20 protein-coding genes are annotated in these 18,373 nt (G+C 70.0%); 9 read left to right on the top strand and 11 right to left on the bottom strand.

From position 1 onward, the window contains the following. The first annotated feature begins 281 nt into the window (after window positions 1-281). Both rsmI and CH341_RS06160 read left to right on the top strand, forming a co-directional pair. On the top strand, window positions 282-1,256 hold the full coding sequence (gene rsmI, locus CH341_RS06165) for a 16S rRNA (cytidine(1402)-2'-O)-methyltransferase (RefSeq protein ID WP_111418151.1): 975 nt from the start codon (window positions 282-284) through the stop codon (window positions 1,254-1,256). 151 nt (window positions 1,257-1,407) lie between these two features. Next, entirely contained in the window at window positions 1,408-1,809 is a 402-nt protein-coding gene (locus tag CH341_RS06160; RefSeq protein ID WP_111418155.1) for a YraN family protein, read from the top strand. 13 nt (window positions 1,810-1,822) lie between these two features. Here the strand turns inward: CH341_RS06160 and CH341_RS06155 are convergent, their stop codons facing one another. Then, window positions 1,823-3,538, bottom strand: a complete 1,716-nt coding sequence (locus tag CH341_RS06155) for a methyl-accepting chemotaxis protein (protein ID WP_245430903.1) — start codon at window positions 3,536-3,538, stop codon at window positions 1,823-1,825. Between the two features lie 96 nt (window positions 3,539-3,634). Here CH341_RS06155 and gshB point away from each other — a divergent pair, with 96 nt between their 5' ends. Next, window positions 3,635-4,576: a glutathione synthase gene (gshB, locus tag CH341_RS06150; protein WP_111418149.1), complete on the top strand. Its 942-nt coding sequence runs from the start codon at window positions 3,635-3,637 to the stop codon at window positions 4,574-4,576. A gap of 24 nt (window positions 4,577-4,600) precedes the next feature. Here gshB and CH341_RS06145 read toward each other — a convergent pair whose 3' ends face one another. The 3 genes from CH341_RS06145 to CH341_RS06135 all read right to left on the bottom strand — a co-directional run bounded on the left by CH341_RS06145 (window position 4,601) and on the right by CH341_RS06135 (window position 7,673). Next, window positions 4,601-4,783, bottom strand: a complete 183-nt coding sequence (locus tag CH341_RS06145) for a hypothetical protein (RefSeq protein ID WP_111418148.1) — start codon at window positions 4,781-4,783, stop codon at window positions 4,601-4,603. Window positions 4,784-4,983: 200 nt separating this feature from the next. After that, window positions 4,984-5,976, bottom strand: coding sequence for a c-type cytochrome (locus CH341_RS06140; protein ID WP_111418147.1), 993 nt, complete (start codon window positions 5,974-5,976; stop codon window positions 4,984-4,986). Window positions 5,977-6,065: 89 nt separating this feature from the next. Further along, window positions 6,066-7,673, bottom strand: a complete 1,608-nt coding sequence (locus CH341_RS06135) for a Na+/H+ antiporter (RefSeq protein WP_111418146.1) — start codon at window positions 7,671-7,673, stop codon at window positions 6,066-6,068. Between the two features lie 82 nt (window positions 7,674-7,755). On the opposite strand from CH341_RS06135, the gene mtgA reads away from it, so the two are divergent. Beyond that, entirely contained in the window at window positions 7,756-8,466 is a 711-nt protein-coding gene (gene mtgA, locus CH341_RS06130; RefSeq protein WP_111418145.1) for a monofunctional biosynthetic peptidoglycan transglycosylase, read from the top strand. A 9-nt stretch (window positions 8,467-8,475) separates the two neighbouring features. Here the strand turns inward: mtgA and CH341_RS06125 are convergent, their stop codons facing one another. Then, entirely contained in the window at window positions 8,476-9,150 is a 675-nt protein-coding gene (locus CH341_RS06125) for a TetR/AcrR family transcriptional regulator (RefSeq protein ID WP_111418144.1), read from the bottom strand. Between the two features lie 148 nt (window positions 9,151-9,298). On the opposite strand from CH341_RS06125, the gene CH341_RS06120 reads away from it, so the two are divergent. The 5 genes from CH341_RS06120 to CH341_RS06100 all read left to right on the top strand — a co-directional run bounded on the left by CH341_RS06120 (window position 9,299) and on the right by CH341_RS06100 (window position 13,076). Next, window positions 9,299-10,090, top strand: a complete 792-nt coding sequence (locus tag CH341_RS06120) for a cyclase family protein (RefSeq protein WP_111418143.1) — start codon at window positions 9,299-9,301, stop codon at window positions 10,088-10,090. 80 nt (window positions 10,091-10,170) lie between these two features. Further along, window positions 10,171-11,142 (top strand): tripartite tricarboxylate transporter substrate binding protein, encoded by a 972-nt coding sequence (locus CH341_RS06115; RefSeq protein WP_111418142.1) that lies wholly within the window; start codon window positions 10,171-10,173, stop codon window positions 11,140-11,142. 2 nt (window positions 11,143-11,144) lie between these two features. Beyond that, a complete protein-coding gene (locus CH341_RS06110) occupies window positions 11,145-12,053 on the top strand; it encodes a beta-keto acid cleavage family enzyme (protein WP_111418154.1) in 909 nt (302 codons plus the stop codon). Window positions 12,054-12,252: 199 nt separating this feature from the next. Beyond that, a complete protein-coding gene (gene rpmF / locus CH341_RS06105) occupies window positions 12,253-12,438 on the top strand; it encodes a 50S ribosomal protein L32 (RefSeq protein ID WP_111418141.1) in 186 nt (61 codons plus the stop codon). A gap of 227 nt (window positions 12,439-12,665) precedes the next feature. Further along, window positions 12,666-13,076, top strand: a complete 411-nt coding sequence (locus CH341_RS06100; protein WP_111418140.1) for a DUF5079 family protein — start codon at window positions 12,666-12,668, stop codon at window positions 13,074-13,076. Between the two features lie 18 nt (window positions 13,077-13,094). Here the strand turns inward: CH341_RS06100 and CH341_RS06095 are convergent, their stop codons facing one another. The 6 genes from CH341_RS06095 to CH341_RS06070 form a co-directional block, all read right to left on the bottom strand. Continuing rightward, on the bottom strand, window positions 13,095-14,603 hold the full coding sequence (locus CH341_RS06095) for a tripartite tricarboxylate transporter permease (RefSeq protein ID WP_111418139.1): 1,509 nt from the start codon (window positions 14,601-14,603) through the stop codon (window positions 13,095-13,097). A gap of 15 nt (window positions 14,604-14,618) precedes the next feature. Then, window positions 14,619-15,155, bottom strand: coding sequence for a tripartite tricarboxylate transporter TctB family protein (locus tag CH341_RS06090; RefSeq protein WP_111418138.1), 537 nt, complete (start codon window positions 15,153-15,155; stop codon window positions 14,619-14,621). A 113-nt stretch (window positions 15,156-15,268) separates the two neighbouring features. After that, complete coding sequence (locus CH341_RS06085; protein WP_111418137.1) at window positions 15,269-16,297, bottom strand: Bug family tripartite tricarboxylate transporter substrate binding protein; 1,029 nt, start codon at window positions 16,295-16,297, stop codon at window positions 15,269-15,271. Between the two features lie 80 nt (window positions 16,298-16,377). Next, window positions 16,378-16,710, bottom strand: a complete 333-nt coding sequence (locus CH341_RS06080; protein ID WP_111418136.1) for a SemiSWEET family sugar transporter — start codon at window positions 16,708-16,710, stop codon at window positions 16,378-16,380. A 49-nt stretch (window positions 16,711-16,759) separates the two neighbouring features. Continuing rightward, window positions 16,760-17,950, bottom strand: a complete 1,191-nt coding sequence (gene hemW / locus CH341_RS06075) for a radical SAM family heme chaperone HemW (protein ID WP_245430901.1) — start codon at window positions 17,948-17,950, stop codon at window positions 16,760-16,762. Further along, window positions 17,937-18,373: non-canonical purine NTP pyrophosphatase (locus CH341_RS06070; RefSeq protein WP_245430900.1), on the bottom strand; the 437-nt coding region annotated here is incomplete at its 5' end. The genes CH341_RS06070 and hemW, both read right to left, overlap by 14 nt.

Here is an 18,373-nt window from a genome sequence, read left to right as displayed (position 1 = left end):
GGTCCGGCGTGCGGCGGCCGGAGCCGCCGAGAGCGACCCCGGCGCAGCCGGCGACCAGCACCGTCGAGCCGACGCCGAGAAGGCGGACCACCCTGCGTCGGCTCGGATCGTGAGAGGCTGCCATGACCAAAACTCCCCCGCGGCGGCGCGGGCCTGAAAACACTTTTGCAACAGCGCCACAGCGCAACCGCCGGGTCAATCCTCATGCGCTGCGGCGGGGGATCGCGCAGGCCGGCCGACCGGCCCTTCCGGTGCGGACCCGGGCCGGCTAGAACCGCGCCATGACCGACCACACCCCAGAGGACGACGCGCCGGACGCGACCGACCTGCCCGATGCCGAGCCGGCGCCGCCCGGCGAAGGCGACCGCAGCTTCGTGCTGTTCGGCGCGGCGCGGCGCGCCCCGCCGCTGCCGGGCGGTCTCCACGTCGTCGCGACGCCGATCGGCCATCTCGAGGACGTCTCCCTGCGGGCGCTGGCGACCCTCGCGGCCGCCGACCTGATCGCCTGCGAGGACACGCGGGTGACCCGCAAGCTGCTCGCCCGCTACGGCATCTCGCGGCCGCTGACCGCCTATCACGAGCACAATGCCACCGCGGCCCGGCCCAAGATCCTGGCCCGGCTCGCCGCCGGCGAGGCGGTCGCGCTCGTCTCCGACGCCGGCACGCCGCTGGTCTCCGACCCCGGCTTCCGGCTGGTGCGTGAGGCCCGCGAGGCCGGCGCCGCCGTCACGGCCGTGCCGGGCCCCTCCGCCGTGCTGACCGCGCTGACCATCGCCGGCCTGCCGACCGACCGGTTCTTCTTCGAGGGCTTCCTGCCGCCCCGCGAAGGGGCGCGGAAGAACCGGATCGGCGAGATCGCCACGATTCCGGCGACGCTGGTGCTGTTCGAGACCGGCCCGCGCCTCGCCGATGCGCTCGCCGACCTTTCGGCCGTGCTCGGCCCGCGCGAGGCGGCGGTGTGCCGCGAGCTGACCAAGCTGCACGAGGAGGTGCGGCGCGGCGACCTCGCGAGCCTCGCGGCGGCCTATGCGGCCGGCGGCGCCGAGACCCGCGGCGAGGTCGTGCTGGTGATCGCGCCCCCGGCCGCCGAGACCCATGCCTCGCCGGAGGAGATCGACCGGAAGCTCGTCGCGGCGATGCGCACGGCCTCGCTCAAGGACGCGGTCGCGGCGGTGGCGGAGGCGACCGGCGAGCCGCGCCGCACCGTCTATCAGCGGGCGCTGGCGCTCGGCCGGGAGGACGGCGATGGCGATTGACGACGAGCCCCCATCCGAGACGAAGCCGGCCCGGGCCGGCAAGGCGAGGGCCGTGCCGACCGAGGCCGGCCCGACCGGGATGCGCGCGACCCGCACGCTGAAGCGGCCGGGCGAGATCGCGCCACCGGCGCCGACGCCCGTGCCGCTGACGATGCCGCGTGTGAAAAAAGCGGCGGCGAAGTCGCCGCCGGAGCCGAAGCGCCAGGCGGCCCAGATGCTCGGCCTGTCGGCCGAGAGCCGGGCCGCCGCCTTCCTGATGGCCAAGGGCTACCGGATCGTCGCCCGCCGCTACAAGACGCCGGTCGGCGAGATCGACCTGGTGGCCCAGCGGCTCGGCACCGTGGTGTTCGTCGAGGTGAAGGCCCGCGCCTCGCTCGACGCAGCGGCCGAGTCGGTCTCGCTGCGCCAGCGCGCCCGGATCGTCGACGCGGCGCAGCACTGGCTGGCCACGCATCCGAAGGCGGCCGGCCTGCCGCTGCGGTTCGACGTGATCCTGATCGCGCCCGGCTGCCTGCCGCGGCACATCGCGGCGGCCTTCGACGCCAGCGACTGAGGCCGGCGCGCTCTCACGCCGCCTTGGACGCGGCCGCGCGGGCGCCCTCGCTGCGCAGCTTCGAGAAGAACTGCTCGACGGCGCCGGCGAGCTCCCTTGTGTCGCCGGTGAGGCCGCTGATCTTGTCGAGCACGCCGGAGGCCGAGCGGCTGGTCTCGTCGACCGCGCCGGTCACGCCCGAGATGTTGCCGACCAGAGCGGAGTTGCCGCGCGAGGCGAGCTGGGCGCTCTCGGAGATTTCGCGCGAGGCGGCGCTCTGCTGCTCGACCGCGCTGGCGATCGTGGTGGTCACCTCGCTGATCTGCCGCATGGCGATGCCGATCTCGCCGACCGCCTCGGCGGCGCTGCGGGTCGAGGACTGGATCGCGCCGACCTGCTCGGAGATCTCGGTGGTCGCCTTGGCGGTCTGCCCGGCGAGCGACTTGACCTCCTGGGCCACCACGGCGAAGCCCTTGCCGGCCTCGCCGGCTCGCGCCGCCTCGATGGTGGCGTTCAGCGCCAGGAGATTGGTCTGCGCCGCGATCGCCTGGATGAGCTGCACCACGTCGCCGATGCGCACGCTGGCGGCGGCGAGGCCTTCGATCTCGCCGACCGAGCGCTCCGTCTTGACGCCGGCCTCGGCGACGATGCGGGTCGCCTCGCCGACCTGGCGACCGATCTCGCCGACCGAGCTGGTCAGCTCCTCGGCCGCAGCCGCGACCGTCTGGATGCTGCCGCTGGCCTGCTCGGTGGCCGAGGCGGCGGCGGCGGCCTCGCGAGCGGCGTCGCTCGCCATGCCGGTGATCGATTCGACGGCCGAGCGCATGGCTGCGGCGTCGTCCGTCACCGACTTGAGGATGTGCTCGACGGACCCGTGGAACGTGTCGATCGCCTCCTCGATCCGCCGGTTCCGCCCGGCCATCACCTCGGTCTGGGCCTTGACCTCGATACCGAGCTCCTTGTTCCGCCGCATCGCGGCGTGGAACACCGCCACGGCACGGGCGAGCGCACCGATCTCGTCCTGGCGGGTCGTGTAGGGCACCTCTCCGACATGCCGATCCGCGGCGACCGCCTCGATCGTCGCCGTGATGGTGGAGAGCGGCCGCGCCACGGCGCGCCAGATCACCACGGCGCCGACAGCGGTGAACAGCAGGGCGAGCACGGCGATGGCGTCCTGGATCCGCGTGCTGATCGCGGTGGTGGCTTCGAGCTCGCGGACCCGGTCGGCGCGTGCGGCATAGATCTTCGCGAGCTCATCCAGATCCTTGTTGAGGGCGGATCGCACCGCCCGGTTGGCATCGTTGTCGCCCCATTCGCGACCGGCCGCCGGCGAGATCTCGTTGGCGCGGCGCACCAGCTCGCGGCGGAACTCGCGGAACTGCTCGATACGCTTGGCGAAAATGTCGAACTGGGCGGCGTCGTCGGCGCGCACCAGGCGGCGCCAGTCCTGCATGGTCCGGTCGATCTGGTCGTTGAAGGCGAGCAGGCCGTCGCCGTAGCGTTTCACCACCTTGGGATCGGCCGACATGTAGACGCCGCGCGATTCCATCACCACGGCGTAGATCAGCCCGTTGATGCGCTCGATGTTGCGGGTCCCGCGGGCCGCGGAATCGATCTCGGCGGCGAGGCGGATCTGCAGGGAGGCGCTGCGGTTGCCGACAATGGCGAGCGCGGCGAGCGCGACTCCGAGAATGGCGAAGATGGTGTAGAGCTTGGCGGCGATGGACACTCTCGCAATCGCGTGCAACACGGACGAGCCTCCGAACGGAATTTATGCGAACTGTGCACATCCTCGCTACAGCCCGTTAAGTATCCGTTCTTCCGCTCAGAGAATTGGCGTGCTCAAATGAAATATCGCGTCGCCGTGCAGATGGACCCGATCGAGCGTATTAATATTCGAGGCGACTCGACGTTCGCCTTGCTGCTCGAAGCGCAGGCCCGGGGCCATGAGCTGGCCTATTACACGCCAGATCGCCTCGTGTTGAAGGACGGATGCGTATTTGCCCGCACTAATACGTTGGTAGTACGTGACGAGCCGGGCAATCATTTCACGCTCGGCGAGGAGACCCGGGACGATCTCGGCTCCTTCGACGTGATCCTGCTGCGGCAGGACCCGCCCTTCGACCTCGCCTACATCACCTCGACCCATCTGCTGGAGCGCGTGCATCCGCGCACCCTGGTGGTCAACGACCCGGCCCATGTGCGCAACGCGCCGGAGAAGATCTTCGTCACCGAGTTCCCGGACCTGATGCCGCCGACCCTCGTCACCCGCGACCGCGCCGAGATCCAGGCGTTCCGGGCCGAGCACGGCGACATCGTGATGAAGCCGCTCTACGGGCACGGCGGCGGCGCGGTGTTCCGCGTCACCCGCGACGACCTCAATTTCGGCTCGCTCTACGACATGTTCTCGGTGACGTACCGCGAGCCCTGGGTGATCCAGCGGTTCCTGCCCGCCGTGGCGCTGGGCGACAAGCGCATCATCCTGGTCGACGGGGTGTTCGCCGGCGCCGTGAACCGGGTGCCGGCCGCCGACGACCTGCGCTCCAACATGGTGCGGGGTGGGGCCGCGCAGGCCACCGAGCTGACCCCGCGCGAGCGCGAGATCTGCGAGCGGATCGGCCCGCCCCTGCGGGAGCGGGGCCTGCTGTTCGTCGGCATCGACGTGATCGACGGCTTCCTCACCGAGATCAACGTCACGTCGCCGACCGGCGTCCGGGCGATCAAGTCTCTCGGCGGCCCCGACATCGCGACGCTGATCTGGGACACCATCGCGCAAAAGCGCGGCTGACCGGCGCGCCGGCTCTCGCCGGCCTCATATCTCCGAGAACAGATCCGGGCGCGCCGCCTCGCGGCCGAAGGGCAGCCTGTACCAGGCGCGGTGCGAGCCGCGGACCGTGTCCAGCAGCGTCTCGATATCGCATGCAGAGGCGTGCGCCTCCAGGCGCGCCTTGCGGGCCTGCTGCAGCTCCTGCTGCAGCGCACCGGCGTCGATCATGATGTCACTCCTGTGAAGCTGGCGACATGAGAAGAACGCCGTTAGCTTAATGTACCTCGTTTGTTCTGTAAATGTTCATTAAATACAACCTTCGCACGCGCCGGGTTGCAGAAAGTCTGCAATCGTTCTCATCTTTGAACTAACATTCGGAAAGACAATATGTTTTCCGCTCCGCAGCACTCCATCGCAGTGCGGTAGGATCAGTTCGGCGCACCCTTGGCGGCCTTCAGCCGGGCGATGGCGTCGCGGATCGGCCCGAACGGGCCGAAGGTGTGCTGCCGTTCGGAGAAGCCGTCGGCATACGGCCCGTAGGGCGTGTCGACCGGCTTGGCCAGCAGGTCGGGAAAATCCTTGTCCAGCCCGGCACGCCGTGGCCGCGGCTGCGAGATCATGAAGGCCGCGAGGTCCCAGGCGTCCTCGACCGAGAGCTGCGGATCCAGGTAGTCGGTCCCGTGCGGCATGTTGAAGTGCAGGAAGTTGGCCGCCGTGATCAGCCGCGCCATGCCGGCACCGTCGTTGAAGCTGTCCGGCCCCCACAGCGGCGGGACCATGTAGCCGAGATCCGTGGTGGGAAGGCTGCGCCTTAGCCCCTGGCCGTCGGTGTTGTGGCAGTCGAGGCAGGCCTTGGCGTAGAGCACCTTGCCGCGCGCCGGATCGGCGGCACGGTCGAGCTCGGGCATCGAGCCGGTGCCGAGCCCGGAGACCGGCTGGCCGGCCGGATAGCCGACCGAGAGGAACCGCACATACGCGACGAAGGCCTTCATCTCGGGGGAGTCCGCCGGGAGCGCACGGCCGTTCATGCTGCGCGTCATGCAGCCGTCGATGCGGTCCTCGATGGTGATCTCGGCGCCGGCCCGGGCACTGTATTGCGGGAACTTCTCGAACAGGCCGTAGATCGGCAGGCCGAACTTCTTGGTGCCGGCTTGCAGGTGGCAATTGCCGCAGGCGAGATTGTTGCCGGCGAACCGCTTCGCCGGATCCGGCACCTCCGGCCCGATATGGGCGTAGGTGGCGGTGACGAGGTCGCGGCCGCGCCGCACCAGACGCCCGGTCTCGTCGTCGGGCAACGCGCCGACCTCGGGAACGGCCAGCAGCCGGTCCGGCCCGTGCGGCGTCACGGCCGGCTGGGCGAGCGCCAGGCCGGCAGCGGCCACGGCGGCAGACAGCGACAACGCGAGAGCGAGACGGCGCATCGGAGACTCCCTGGGCCGGACAGACGCGCCAGTTTGTACCGGGCCGGTGACAAAAGCATCAACGCCGCCGCCGCGACGATCCCGCGGGATCAGAGCGGCGGCTCGTAAGCCTCCGACTTGCAGGCGATGCTCGCCTCCTCGAGATCGAGCTCGCGCTCGATCCGGCGGCGCGATTCATCGGTGATCTCGCCGTCGAGCTCGAGCTTGTGGAGGTGCCGCCGCTCGGCCTCGATCAGATCGAGCCGCAGCTTGGCGCTGAGCTTGGCGGTCTCGAAGCCGTCGTCGAGATTGCGCGGGACGACCCGGGTGCGCTGCTCGTTGCGGGCCGCCAACAGGGCCGTGACGTCCTCGTTGACGTCGGCCCGGTCGGTGAGCTCGATGAGCCGGGCCTGGGCGACCTCGCTGGCGGAGTGGCGGGCGCGCAGCTCCTGCTCGCGGATCACGCGGTTCTCGGCCGTGCCGATCGCCGCGAGCCCGAGCCAGCGCATCACCAGCGGCATCATCAGGCCCTGCCCGACCAGCGTCATGACGATGACGCCGAACGTCACCACCACGATGAAGTCGCGATACGGGAACGGGTCGCCGTTCTGCAGCACGAAGGGCAGGGCCAGGGCGGCGGCGAGCGAGACGACGCCGCGCACCCCGACGAAGGCGATCATGAAGGGCCGCTGCCAGATCGGGGCCGGGTCGCGCGCCCGTATCCAGGGCAGCAGCCAGCGCGGCAGATAGATGGCCGGGAACACCCAGACGAAGCGGGCCAGGATGCAGATCGCCGTGGTGACCAGGATGCCGGTCGCGATCTCGGCTAGCGAATGCGACTGGATGCGCTCGATCAGCGTGCGGGCCTGCATGCCGGTGATCAGGAAGATGAAGCCCTCGAGCAGGTAGACCAGCAGGTCCCAGAAGAACACGCCCTGCAGCCGTGTCGCCGAGGAGATCAGCAGCGGTCCGTTCCAGCTCACATAGAGGCCGGCCGCGACGGTCGCCAGCACACCGGAGCCGCCGAGATGCTCGGGCACCCAGTAGCAGAGATAGGGCGTCATCATCGACAGGGTGATCTCGACCCGCGGGTCGCGCGCCCAATGGCGCAGCCGCAAGCTGATCCAGCCGACCGCCAGCCCCCAGCCGATCTCGCCGACCACGATGGCCGAGAACGTCCCGATCGCCTCGGGGAACGAGAACATGCCGGTGCTCACCGCGGCGACGGCGAAGCGGTAGAGAATCAGGGCGGTCGCGTCGTTGGCGAGCCCCTCGCCCTCGAGCACCACGAGAATGCGTCGCGGCAGGCCGAGGCGGCGCGCCACGGCGAGCGGCGCGACGACGTCGGGCGGCGACACGATGGCGCCGAGCACGAAGGCGACGCCCCAGGGCAGGCCGAGCAGGTAATGCGCGCCGGCCGCCACCGCGATCGTGGTGAACACGACACAGCCGAACGCCAGGAGCGAGATGGAGCGCAGGTTGAAGCGGAACTCGCGCCAGCTCATCGCCACGCCGGCCAGATAGATCAGCGGCGGCAGCACCACGAGCAACACGAATTCCGGCGCCAGCTCGATCGGCGGCAGGCCCGGCACGAAGGCGATGGCGACGCCGGCGATCACCAGGATGATCGACGGCGCCACGTCGAGCCGGCGCGCCAGGACGGCGACGGCGACCAGCACGGCGAGGAGGAGGAGCAGGGTCTGGATGATGGCGGTCATTGGCCGGAAACTGCGGGAGATCGTCGCGCCGTGCAAGGACGCCCTTGCTGTGCCGTGGCGTTCGGCACGCTAAGATCGCCCCATGAGGCTGGTCCCGTCGCTCTCCCGTCCCCGCACGTTCGCCGGCTGGCTCAAGCTCGCCATGCTGCTGGTGTTCGTGCTGCTGCTCCTGCCCTATGTGCTGACGCCCTTCTATCTGGTCGGCCATCCCGTCTCGACCCTGATGCTGGGTCGCTGGGTCACCGGTGCGCCGGTCGAGCGGGTCTGGGTTCCGCTCGCCGAGATCGCGCCGGCCCTGCCCGTCACCGTGATCGCCTCGGAGGACGCGCGGTTCTGCCGGCACCGGGGCATCGACCTGGCGGAGATTCGCGACGCCATCGAGGACGACGGCATCGCCGGGGCGCGCGGCGCCTCGACGATCTCGCAGCAGCTCGCCAAGAACCTGTTCCTGTGGCCGGGCCGCAGCTTCGTGCGCAAGGTCCTGGAGGCGCCGCTGGCGATCTGGCTCGACCTCGTGCTCGGCAAGCGGCGGGTGATGGAGCTCTATCTCAACATCGCCGAATGGGGCCCGAGCGGCCAGTTCGGGGCCGAGGCCGGCGCCCGCAAGGCTTTGGGCCGCTCGGCGCGCGAGCTCACGCCGGGCCAGGCCGCCCTGATGGCGGCGATGCTACCCGACCCGCACCGGCGCAACGCCGGCAAGCCCGGCCCCGGCCTGCGCCGCCTCGCCGGCATCCACGAGCGCCGCGCGTCGCGGGCCCTGGCGAGCTGCGTGGTGTCGGGACGGCGGCCATGAGCTGCACCGTCATTCCGTCCCTTCCACCGGCGGCGCTGCCAGGCCGGCGGTGAGGAACGGCATGGCGAACTTCAGCGCGCCCTCGCCGTCCGACAGGCTGAAGCCGGGGCCGAACAGGTGCTGGAGCCGGCCGTTGTCGGCCCGGATGTACATCATGGCGCCGTAGACGCAGGCGATGCGCCAGAACAGCTCCTCCCGGGACAGATCCGGGCAGGCCGCCGCCGCAGCATCGACGAAGCGCCGGCCGACCGAGTCGTAGACCTGGAAGACGATGCGCCGGACCTCGGGATTCGGGTCGGTCGACGAGCGGCCCGCCAAGAGGTTGAACCGCCGGCCCTCCTCGGTGGCGCCGAGCCGCAGGGTCGGGCCGATGAACGCCTCCAGGATGGCTTCGACGGAAGGCCGGCCATCGGCCTCGGCCAGGCAGGCCGCGAGCAGCCGCTCGCGCTCGGCGTTCATCCCGGCGAGCCGGCGCTCGAACACGGCCTCGAGCACCGCCTCCTTGGAGCCGAAGTGATAATGCGCCGCGGCCGCGTTGGAGCGCGCCGCTTCGGCGATGTCCCGGGTCGAGACATTGCTGTAGCCGCGCTCGGCGAACAGGTGCTCGGCCGCGTCGAGGATGCGTTCGCGGGTCTCGTCGCCCGGGGCGGTGGACCGGCGACGGCGGGGCGCTTGGATGGACACGGTTCTCTCGGTGCGTCAGTTCGTCGGATTTAAACTCAAGCATCTGCTTGAAGCAAGTGCTTGACCCATGCCGTGCCTCGTGGTGTCCTTGCTGGTCTTCCGAAGCCGCATTCGATGGTCGGGCCCCGACCGTCGCCGAGCGTCCGCCATGTCCCAGCGCATCATCGATCTCTCCATCGCCATCGACAACGAGATCGCCAGCGACCCGCCGATGGCGCGGCCCAAGATCACCTATCTGGACCACGGCCAGACCTTCGAGCGTATCGGCGCCTTCTTCCCCGGCCTCACCCCCGACCGGCTGCCGGACGGCGCCGCCTGGGCGATCGAGAAGGTCGAGCTGACCACCCACAACGGCACCCATCTGGACGCGCCCTGGCATTTTCATCCGACCATGAACCACGCCCTGGTGGCGGGCGGCGAGCGCTCCGCGACCATCGACGAGATCCCGCTCGACTGGTGCTTCCGGCCGGGCGTGAAGCTCGATTTCCGGCACCTTCCGGACGGCTATGTCGTCACGGCAGCCGACCTCGAGGCCGAGCTCGCACGCATCGGCCACACGCTGGCGCCACTCGAGATCGTGCTGGTCAACACCGCGGCCGGCGGCCGCTACGGCGGGCCCGACTATCTGGACGCCGGCTGCGGCATCGGCCGCGAGGCGACGCTCCATCTCACCAGCCGCGGCATCCGGGTGGTCGGCACCGACGCCTGGTCGTGGGACGCGCCGTTCGGCGCCACGGCGAAGCGCTTCGCCGACACGGACGATGCCGCGATCATCTGGGAGGGCCACAAGGCCGGCCGCGAGATCGGCTACTGCCATCTGGAGAAGCTGCACAATCTGGAGCAGCTCCCGCCGACCGGCTTCACGGTCGCCTGCTTCCCGGTGAAGATCCGCGCCGCATCGGCCGGCTGGACCCGCGCCGTCGCGATCCTCGACGCCTGAGCCAGCGCGGCCCGGGCAGCCCACGGGCTCCACGACACGCCTGCCCTCGCCACACAAGAACCAGCACAAGAAGGACCATCATGGGACGAACGCTGCGCAACGGTTTTCTCCTCGGGCTCGCGCTCGCATTCGCGCCGGCCGCCACCCAGGCCCAGGCGCCGGCACCGATCTGGGCGACCCGCCCGGTCGAACTGATCGTGCCGTGGACGGCCGGCGGCGGCGTCGACATCGTCGCCCGCGCCATGGCGCAAGCCATGTCGGCCGAGATCGGCCAGACCGTCTTCGTGACCAACCGCGAGGGCGCCGGCGGCACGCTCGGCTTCCGGGCCCTGGTGGCCGCGACACCCGACGGGCACGTGCTGGCGGCCGGCCCGGCGACGCCGGTCACCAACGCGCCCTATCTGGTGAAGGGCGTCGCCTACGACGCGGAGTCGTTCGAGTACATCTGCCAGTATTTCGAGAACGTCTTCGCCGTGGTGGTGCGCGCCGATTCCAAGTTCAAGACCGCGCAGGACTTCGTCGCCGCCGCCAAGGCGAGCCCGACCGAGCTCACCTATGGCAGCCCGGGCGTCGGCTCGATCGGCCATCTGTCGGCCGAGAACATGGGCGCGGCGCTGCACATGAAGCTGCAGCACATCCCGTTCCGCGGCGATGCCGCCGGCCTGCCGGTGCTGCTCAAGGGCGACATCGACTTCCTGGTGCCGGCGGTGTCGTCGGTGCGCGGCCAGAACGTGCGCGTGCTCGCGGTGTTCTCCGAGACCCGCCATCCGAGCCTGCCGGACGTGCCGACCGCCAAGGAGCTCGGCGTCGAGCGCTCGCTGTCGCAGGGCCTCAACGGCCTGTTCGCGCCGAAAGGCATCCCGGCCCAAGTGAAAGCCTCGCTCGAACGCGCCTGCGCCAACGCCGTCAAGTCGGAGAGTGTGGTGAAGGCGCTGGAGAACACCGGGCAGGTGGCCGCCTATCTCGACAGTGCGCAGTTCCGGGCCCGGATCGCCGACGACTACAAGCTCAAGGGCGAGCTGATCCGCCGCCTCGGCCTGAAGGGCGAGTGACCGTGGCCGCGCCCCCAGTCGCCTCGAAGCGGCCCGTCGTCGTCACCTGCGCGCTGACCGGCGGCGGCGACACGGTGGGCAAGAACCCGGCCGTGCCGGTGACGCCGGCCGAGATCGCGACGTCGGCGATCGACGCCGCCAAGGCGGGCGCCGCGATCGTCCACATCCACGTGCGCGACCCCGCGACCGGCAGGCCGGCGACCGACCTCGCGCTCTACCGCGAGGTGGCCGAGCGCATCCGCGAGGTCGACGCCGACGTGATCCTGAACATCACGACCGGCGCCGGCGCCCGCTTCATCCCCTCCGACGCGGACCCGAAGATCGGGGCCGAGGGCTCGACCCTGGCGCCGCCCGAATACCGGGTCCGCCACATCGAGACGCTGCGGCCGGAGATCTGCACGCTCGACATCACCACGATGAATTTCGGCGAGTTCGTCTTCGTCAACACGCCGGCGCATCTGCGGGTGATGGGACGCGCCGTGGCGGCGGCCGGCGTGCTCCCCGAGCTCGAATGCTTCGACAGCGGCAATATCAGGCTGGCGCTTCGGCTGATCGAGGAGGGCGTGCTCAAGACGCCCGCGATGTTCCAGATCTGCCTCGGCGTGCCGTGGGGCGCCCCGGCGGCCCCCGAAGCCATGATGTTCATGCGCGACATGCTTCCCGAGGGCGCCTTCTGGACCGGCTTCGGCATCGGCCCGGCCCAGTTCCCGATGGTGGCCCAGGCCCTGCTGCTCGGCGGCCATGTCCGGGTCGGGCTGGAGGACAACCTCCATCTCGAGCGCGGCGTGCTGGCGCCCAGCAACGCCGCCCTGGTCGAGAAGGCGGTCCGGATTCTCCGGGCCTTGGACGCCGAGCCGGCCACCCCGGCCGAAGCCAGGCACCTCCTGGGGTTGCCGCGCCCGGCCGCCTGACCCACCTCCGGCTGCGGATCGCGGCCGCCGGGGCCACGCCGGCGGGCCGTTAGACGCGTCGCGTCCCACCTGTCCGGTGCGAAATCACCGGCGAAAACCGCTCTAGCCAGGCCGGAGCGCATGCTCTATAAGCCCGCTTTCCGGAAAACCGGGCTTCGGCGCGCCATCGCAGCCGGCCCCTGTCGAGGAGACCGCACCCATGGCCGTGCCGAAACGAAAGACCTCGCCTTCCCGCCGCGGCATGCGCCGCTCGGCCGACGCGATCAAGGCGCCGACCTATGTGGAAGACAAGGACTCGGGCGAGCTCCGCCGTCCGCACCACGTCGATCTGAAGACCGGCATGTATCGCGGCCGGCAGATCTTCACCAAGAAGACCGAAGAGTAAGGCCCGCCGCGCCGCCCCGGCGGTGCGTCCGACCTGTGCTAGGCCGCGACTTCCGGTCGCGGCGACGTCCGGTGCACCCGCGCCGGGCGTTTTTGGCGTTTTCGGCCTGCCCGCCGCGCTCGTGTCACTGGACTGACGACGCCGACATGTTTTAAGGGCGGAGCGCGTCGAACCGTGCGGGCCGGTGCGGCATTCCTATCGGCGACATTCCGTTTCGAGGACCTTCGATGTTCATGCTCGGATTTCCGCTGCTGCTCGTCCCCTTCGCGATCTACAACATCGTCGCCTTCCTGCTGCGCGGCTTCGTGTGGACCGACCCGGTCTTCCAGGTGACGATGATCTCGCGGGCACCGTTCTCGCTGAGCTGGGGCGACGCGCTGATCGTGGTCGGGCTGTTCTTCCTGTTCCTCGAGATCGCCAAGGCGACCCGCATGTCGCGCCGGAGCGTGGTCGACCACGTGCTGTCGCTGCTGCTGTTCATCGCCATGCTGGTGGAGTTCCTGGTGGTGCCCGAGACCGCGACCTCCACGTTCTTCCTGCTGCTCACCATCGCCTTCGTCGACGTGATCGCCGGCTTCACCGTGTCGCTGCGCACCGCCCAGCGCGACGTCTCGTTCGAGACGATCCGCTCGGAGTGAGGGCGGGCGCGCCGGCGCTCAGGCGTCGGCGCGGACCAGACGGCCGGCCCGTGAGACCAGGCCGGTGATCGCCGGCCAGAACAGCAGCAGCAGCGCGAGCGTGGTCAGCGTGCCGACCAGGCCGTTCGACCAGAACACCCGCAGGTCGCCGCCCGAGCCGATCATCGACAGGCGGAACGCGTCCTCGGCGCGGTTGCCGAGGACGAGCGCGAGGGTCAGCGGCGCCAGCGGGATGTCGAGCTTCTTGAACACGTAGCCGAGCACGCCGAAGCCGAGCATCAGCCAGACGTCGAACATGGCGTTCTGGATCGCATAGGCGCCGATCGCGCAGGACACGATGATCATCGGCGCGATGGCGGCGAACGGCACGCGCAGCACCGCGGCGAACAGCGGCACGGTCGAGAGCACCAGCACCAGCCCCACCACGTTGCCGAGATACATCGAGGCGATGGTGCCCCAGACGAACTCCTTGTGCTCGACGAACATCAACGGTCCGGGATTGAGACCCCACACCATCAGCCCGCCGAGCAGGATCGCGGCCGTGCCGGAGCCCGGGATGCCGAGCGCCAGCATCGGCAACAGCGCCGCCGTGCCGGCCGCGTGCGCCGCCGTCTCGGGGGCCAGCACGCCGTCGATCCGCCCCTTGCCGAAGCCCGTCTTGTCCCGGGCGAAGCGCTTGGCGAGATTGTAGCCCATGAAGGAGGCCGCGATCGCGCCGCCCGGCGTGACGCCGAGCCAACAGCCGATCACGGCGGAGCGCGCGAGCGTCGCCCAGTAGCGCGGCAGGCTCGCCCAGGTGCGAAACACCACCTTCAGGCTGATCCGCGCGGCGTGGCCGCGCAAGGCGAGGCGCTCCTCCATGGTGAGCAGGATCTCGCTGATCCCGAACAGCCCGATCACCGCCACCAGGAAGTTGATGCCGCGCAGCAGATCCGTGAAGCCGAACGTCATGCGGAGCTGGCCCGACACCGTGTCCATGCCGATGCCGGTGAGCAGCAGCCCGAGCGTCATCGAGATGACGATCTTGTGGCGCGCCTCGCGGCCGAGGCCGACGAACGAGCAGAAGGTCAGGAGGTAGACGGCGAAGAACTCCGGCGGTCCGAAGCGCAGCGCGAAGCCGGCGACGCTCGGCGCCACGAAGGTGATCAGCAGCACGGCAGCGAGCGAGCCGACGAAGGACGACGTGAAGGCCGCCGTCAGCGCCTCGGCCGCCTGCCCCTTCTGGGCCATCGGATAGCCGTCGAACGTGGTCGCCACCGACCACGCCTCGCCCGGGATGTTGAACAGGATCGACGTGATGGCGCCGCCGAACAGCGCCCCCCAGTAGATGCAGGACAGCATCACGATGGCCGAGGTGGGGTCCATCGAGAAGGTCAGCGGCAACAGGATCGCGACGCCGTTCGGGCCGCCCAGCCCGGGCAGCACGCCGACGAACACGCCGAGCGTGAGACCGAGCATCATCAGCAGGAGCTTGTCGACCGTGAGCAGGACCTGGAACCCCTGCAGGAGCAGCCCGAGCGCCTCCATCCGCGAACCTGCTCCTCAGTACCCGAAGGCGGCCTCGAGCGGCCCCTTCGGCATGATGACGTTGAAGGCGATCTCGAACACCGCGAACATCAGGCCCGAGAAGACCACGGCCGTGAAAAGCGAGATCCACCACCGGATTCTTCCGACCACGGTCATGAATCCGGCGACCAGCAGGAAGCTCGCGACATAGATGCCCAGCACCTGGGTGAGCAGCACGAAGGCGAGCGTCGGCAGAAACACGGCGGCGACGCGGCCGATCTGGTCGCGGGTGAGGAACGCCTCGGTGATCACGTCGTGCGACAGGATCGCCCGAGCCATGCCGAACAGGCTGGCGGCACCGAGCAGCAGCGCCAGATAGAACGGGAAGTAGCCGGCCTCCGGCCCGTCCGGCGCCCACGCCGCGCCGGTGCGCCACGAGTCCCAGCCGAGCAGCGCGGCGAGCCCGAGCAGCAGCGCGCAGGTGATCAGATCGACCGTCGAGGTCCGCACGAGGGTGCGGCTTCGGATGGGGCCATCGTGGCTCGGCGGCGTGGCAGAGTCATGGGAGGACATGACACCAGTTCCAGATGATCAGCGCGGCTCGAACCCTCTCCCCTCGTGGGAGAGGGAAGAGGGGCGGCCTCGCGGGGCGAGGTGCAAGGCGCGCTGCCTCGCGCAGAGGCCGGTCAATTCGTGCCGGCGACGAAGCCCGCTTCGGTCATCAGCTGCTTGTGCAGCGCCTCGTCTTTCTCCAGGAAGGACGTCATCTCGGCGCCGGTCAGGAAAGCCGGCTTGAGCGCCTGCTTCTCCATGTAGTCCTTGTATTCGGGCGTCTGCGCGATCTTCTTGAACAGGTCGACATAGAAGGCGACCTGGTCGGGCGCGACCTTGCCGGGCAGGAAGATGCCGCGCAGCATCGTGTACTCGATGTCGAGGCCCTTCTCCTTGCAGGTCGGGATGTCGTTCCAGGACTGGTCGGCCGCGACCTTGGACTTGTACGCGATACGCGTATTGTCGAACACGCACAGCGCCCGCACTTGGCCGGCCCGCCACACCTCGACGTTCTCGGAGGGATTGTTGACGTTGGCGTCGACATGGCCGCCGACCAGCTGGGTCGCCGCCTCGCCGCCCGACTTGTAGGGCAGGTAGGTGAACTTGGCGCCGGTGCGCTTCTCCAGGAACACCGTGAGGATGTGATCCTCGCGCTTCGATCCGGTGCCGCCGATCTTGAACGGGGGCTGCGCGCCCTTGGCGGCGGCCGTGAAGGAGGCGACGTCGGTGTAGGGCTTGGTCGCGTTGCTCCACAGCACGAACTGGTCGAACGCGACGATCGACACCGGCGTCAGGTCGCGCCAGTCGAACGGCAGCTTCGCGGCGAGCGGCAGCGTGTAGATCAGCGAGTAGGCGATGACGAACTTGTGCGGGTCGCCGGCGCCCTGCTTCATGTACATCAGCGCCTCGGCGCCCGAGGCTCCGCCTTTCAGCGAGACGACCACGGGCTGCTTCATCAGGTCGTTCTTCTGGATCGCCGCCTGCAGCATGCGGGCCATCTGGTCGGAGGCGCCGCCGGCCCCGGCCGCGACCACGATCTCGACCGACTTTTGAGGCTCCCAGGCGAGCGCGGGCGTCCCGGCCGTGAGGCCGAGCAGTGATGTCGTGAGGGCAATCGCCGTCGCGGCGCCGCAGCGCCCGGCCCGACAGGGGGTGTTCGGCATGAAAAGTCCTCTCCTCGGGATGGTCGGCGTGCGGACGAGGTCCGGCCGACGGTGTCGTTTCCGCCCGTGATCTTTTGTTTTTAGGAGGACGATTGTGCCGGTTCGGCCGGCGGGCGCAAGGGGGTTGCGCCCTGGCGCAGCTTCGCGCGGTCGGCCGCGATCTCGCGCAGCTTGAACACCAGGATGGTGGCCAGGAAGGCGAGGCTGACGCTGTTGGCGAGCACGATCACGGCATCGCCCTGGAGCACGCCGTACATGACCCACAGCGCGATACCGGTCGCCAGGATCAGGTACATCTTGAGCGACAGATCGCCGGCCCGGCCGGTCTGCCAGCACTTCTTCATCTGAGGAATGTACGAGACCGTCGTGCACAGAGCCGCGAGCAGGCCGACCGCAGTGGTGAGATGGACCATGCGGGCTCAATCGCGCCGCGGGGCGACGGGTTCCGGGCGGCCGATCCCCTCACGCCGCCAGGTCGGCCACCACGGCGTCGAGGATCGGGAAGCCGGAGCGGGTGACGCGCAGGCGGCCGGACGGCATGGTCTCGACGAAGCCGTAGCCCAGCAGGTCGGCGACGCGGGCCGGATCGATCGGCCGGCCGGCGATCTGCTCGAAACGCTTCGGATCGATGCCCTCGGTGAGCCGCAACCCCATCAGCAGGAACTCGTCCGCCTGCTCGGGCCGCGTCACGGTCTCGTCGACCACGAGGCCGTGACCCGAGGCTTCGACCTGGGCCAGCCAGGTCTCGGGGCGCTTCTCGGTCGCGGTGGCGATGCGCTTGCCGCCGACGTCGAGCCGGCCGTGCGCGCCGGGGCCGATCCCGGCATATTCGCCGTAGCGCCAGTAGACCAGGTTGTGCCGGCACTCGGCCCCGGGCCGGGCGTGGTTCGACACCTCGTAGGCCGGCAAGCCGGCGGCGGCGCAGACCTCCTGGGTGACGTCGAACAGGTGGCGGGCCACGGCGTCGCCCGGCACGCTCAGCTTGCCGGCGTTCTCCAGCGCGGCGAAGGGCGTATCGGGCTCGATGGTGAGCTGGTAGAGCGACAGATGCTCGGCCGCCTCGCCGATGGCGCGGACGAGCTCCTGCTTCCAGGCCGGCGCGCTCTGGCCCGGCCGCGCATAGATCAGGTCGAACGAGTAGCGATCGAAGATGCTTCGGGCCGTGGCGACGGCGGCCATCGCCTCGGCGGCCGTATGCAGCCGGCCGAGCGCCTTCAGCGAGTCGTCGTCGAGCGCCTGGACGCCGAGTGAAACCCGATTCACCCCCGCCGCCCGGAAGCCGCGGAAGCGCTCGGCCTCGACCGAGGTGGGATTGGCCTCGAGCGTGATCTCGACGTCCGGCGCGATGGTCCAGTGCTTCGCCACGGCATCGAGGACGGTGGCCAGCGTCGCGGGCTTCATCAGCGACGGCGTGCCGCCGCCGAAGAAGATGGTCTTCACCGCGCGCGGGCCGATCCGGGCCGCCGTCGTGGCGATCTCGGCCGCGAAGGCGCGGGCGTAGTTCTCCTGGTCCACGGCGACGTGCCGGACGTGGCTGTTGAAGTCGCAATAGGGGCACTTCGACAGGCAGAACGGCCAATGGATGTAGACCCCGAAGGGCGTGTCCTCGCGGGTCGTCGTCTCGGCCAGGTCGAGCACGTCAGCGTCGCTCAAGGCACGCCTCCGCGAGCAGCAGGAACGCCCGCGCACGATGCGACAGGCCTTTTCCGCGCGGCGGCAGCCCGTGCTTCTCCTCGGCCGGCATCTCGCCGAAGCTGCGGGCATGCCCGTCGGGCAGGAACATCGGATCATAGCCGAATCCGAGGCTTCCACGCGGCGGCCAAATCAAAACCCCGTCGACCCGCGCCTCGAAATCCTCGCGGTGGCCGTCCGGCCAGACAACGCACAGGGCCGAGACGAAATGGGCGCGCCGCTGCTCCGGCGCCGTCGCGCCCCGCTCCACGAGCTTCTCGTGGATGTCGGTCATGGCGCGGCCGAAATCCTTGTCGGGCCCGGCCCAGCGGGCCGAATGGATGCCGGGCGCGCCGTCCAGCGCCTCGACCACCAGACCGGAATCGTCGGAGAAGGCCGGCAGCC

Origin of the sequence: Rhodoplanes roseus (genome assembly GCF_003258865.1) — a bacterium.
GTDB lineage: Bacteria > Pseudomonadota > Alphaproteobacteria > Rhizobiales > Xanthobacteraceae > Rhodoplanes > Rhodoplanes roseus.
This window is presented reverse-complemented; position numbering and strand designations above follow the sequence as displayed.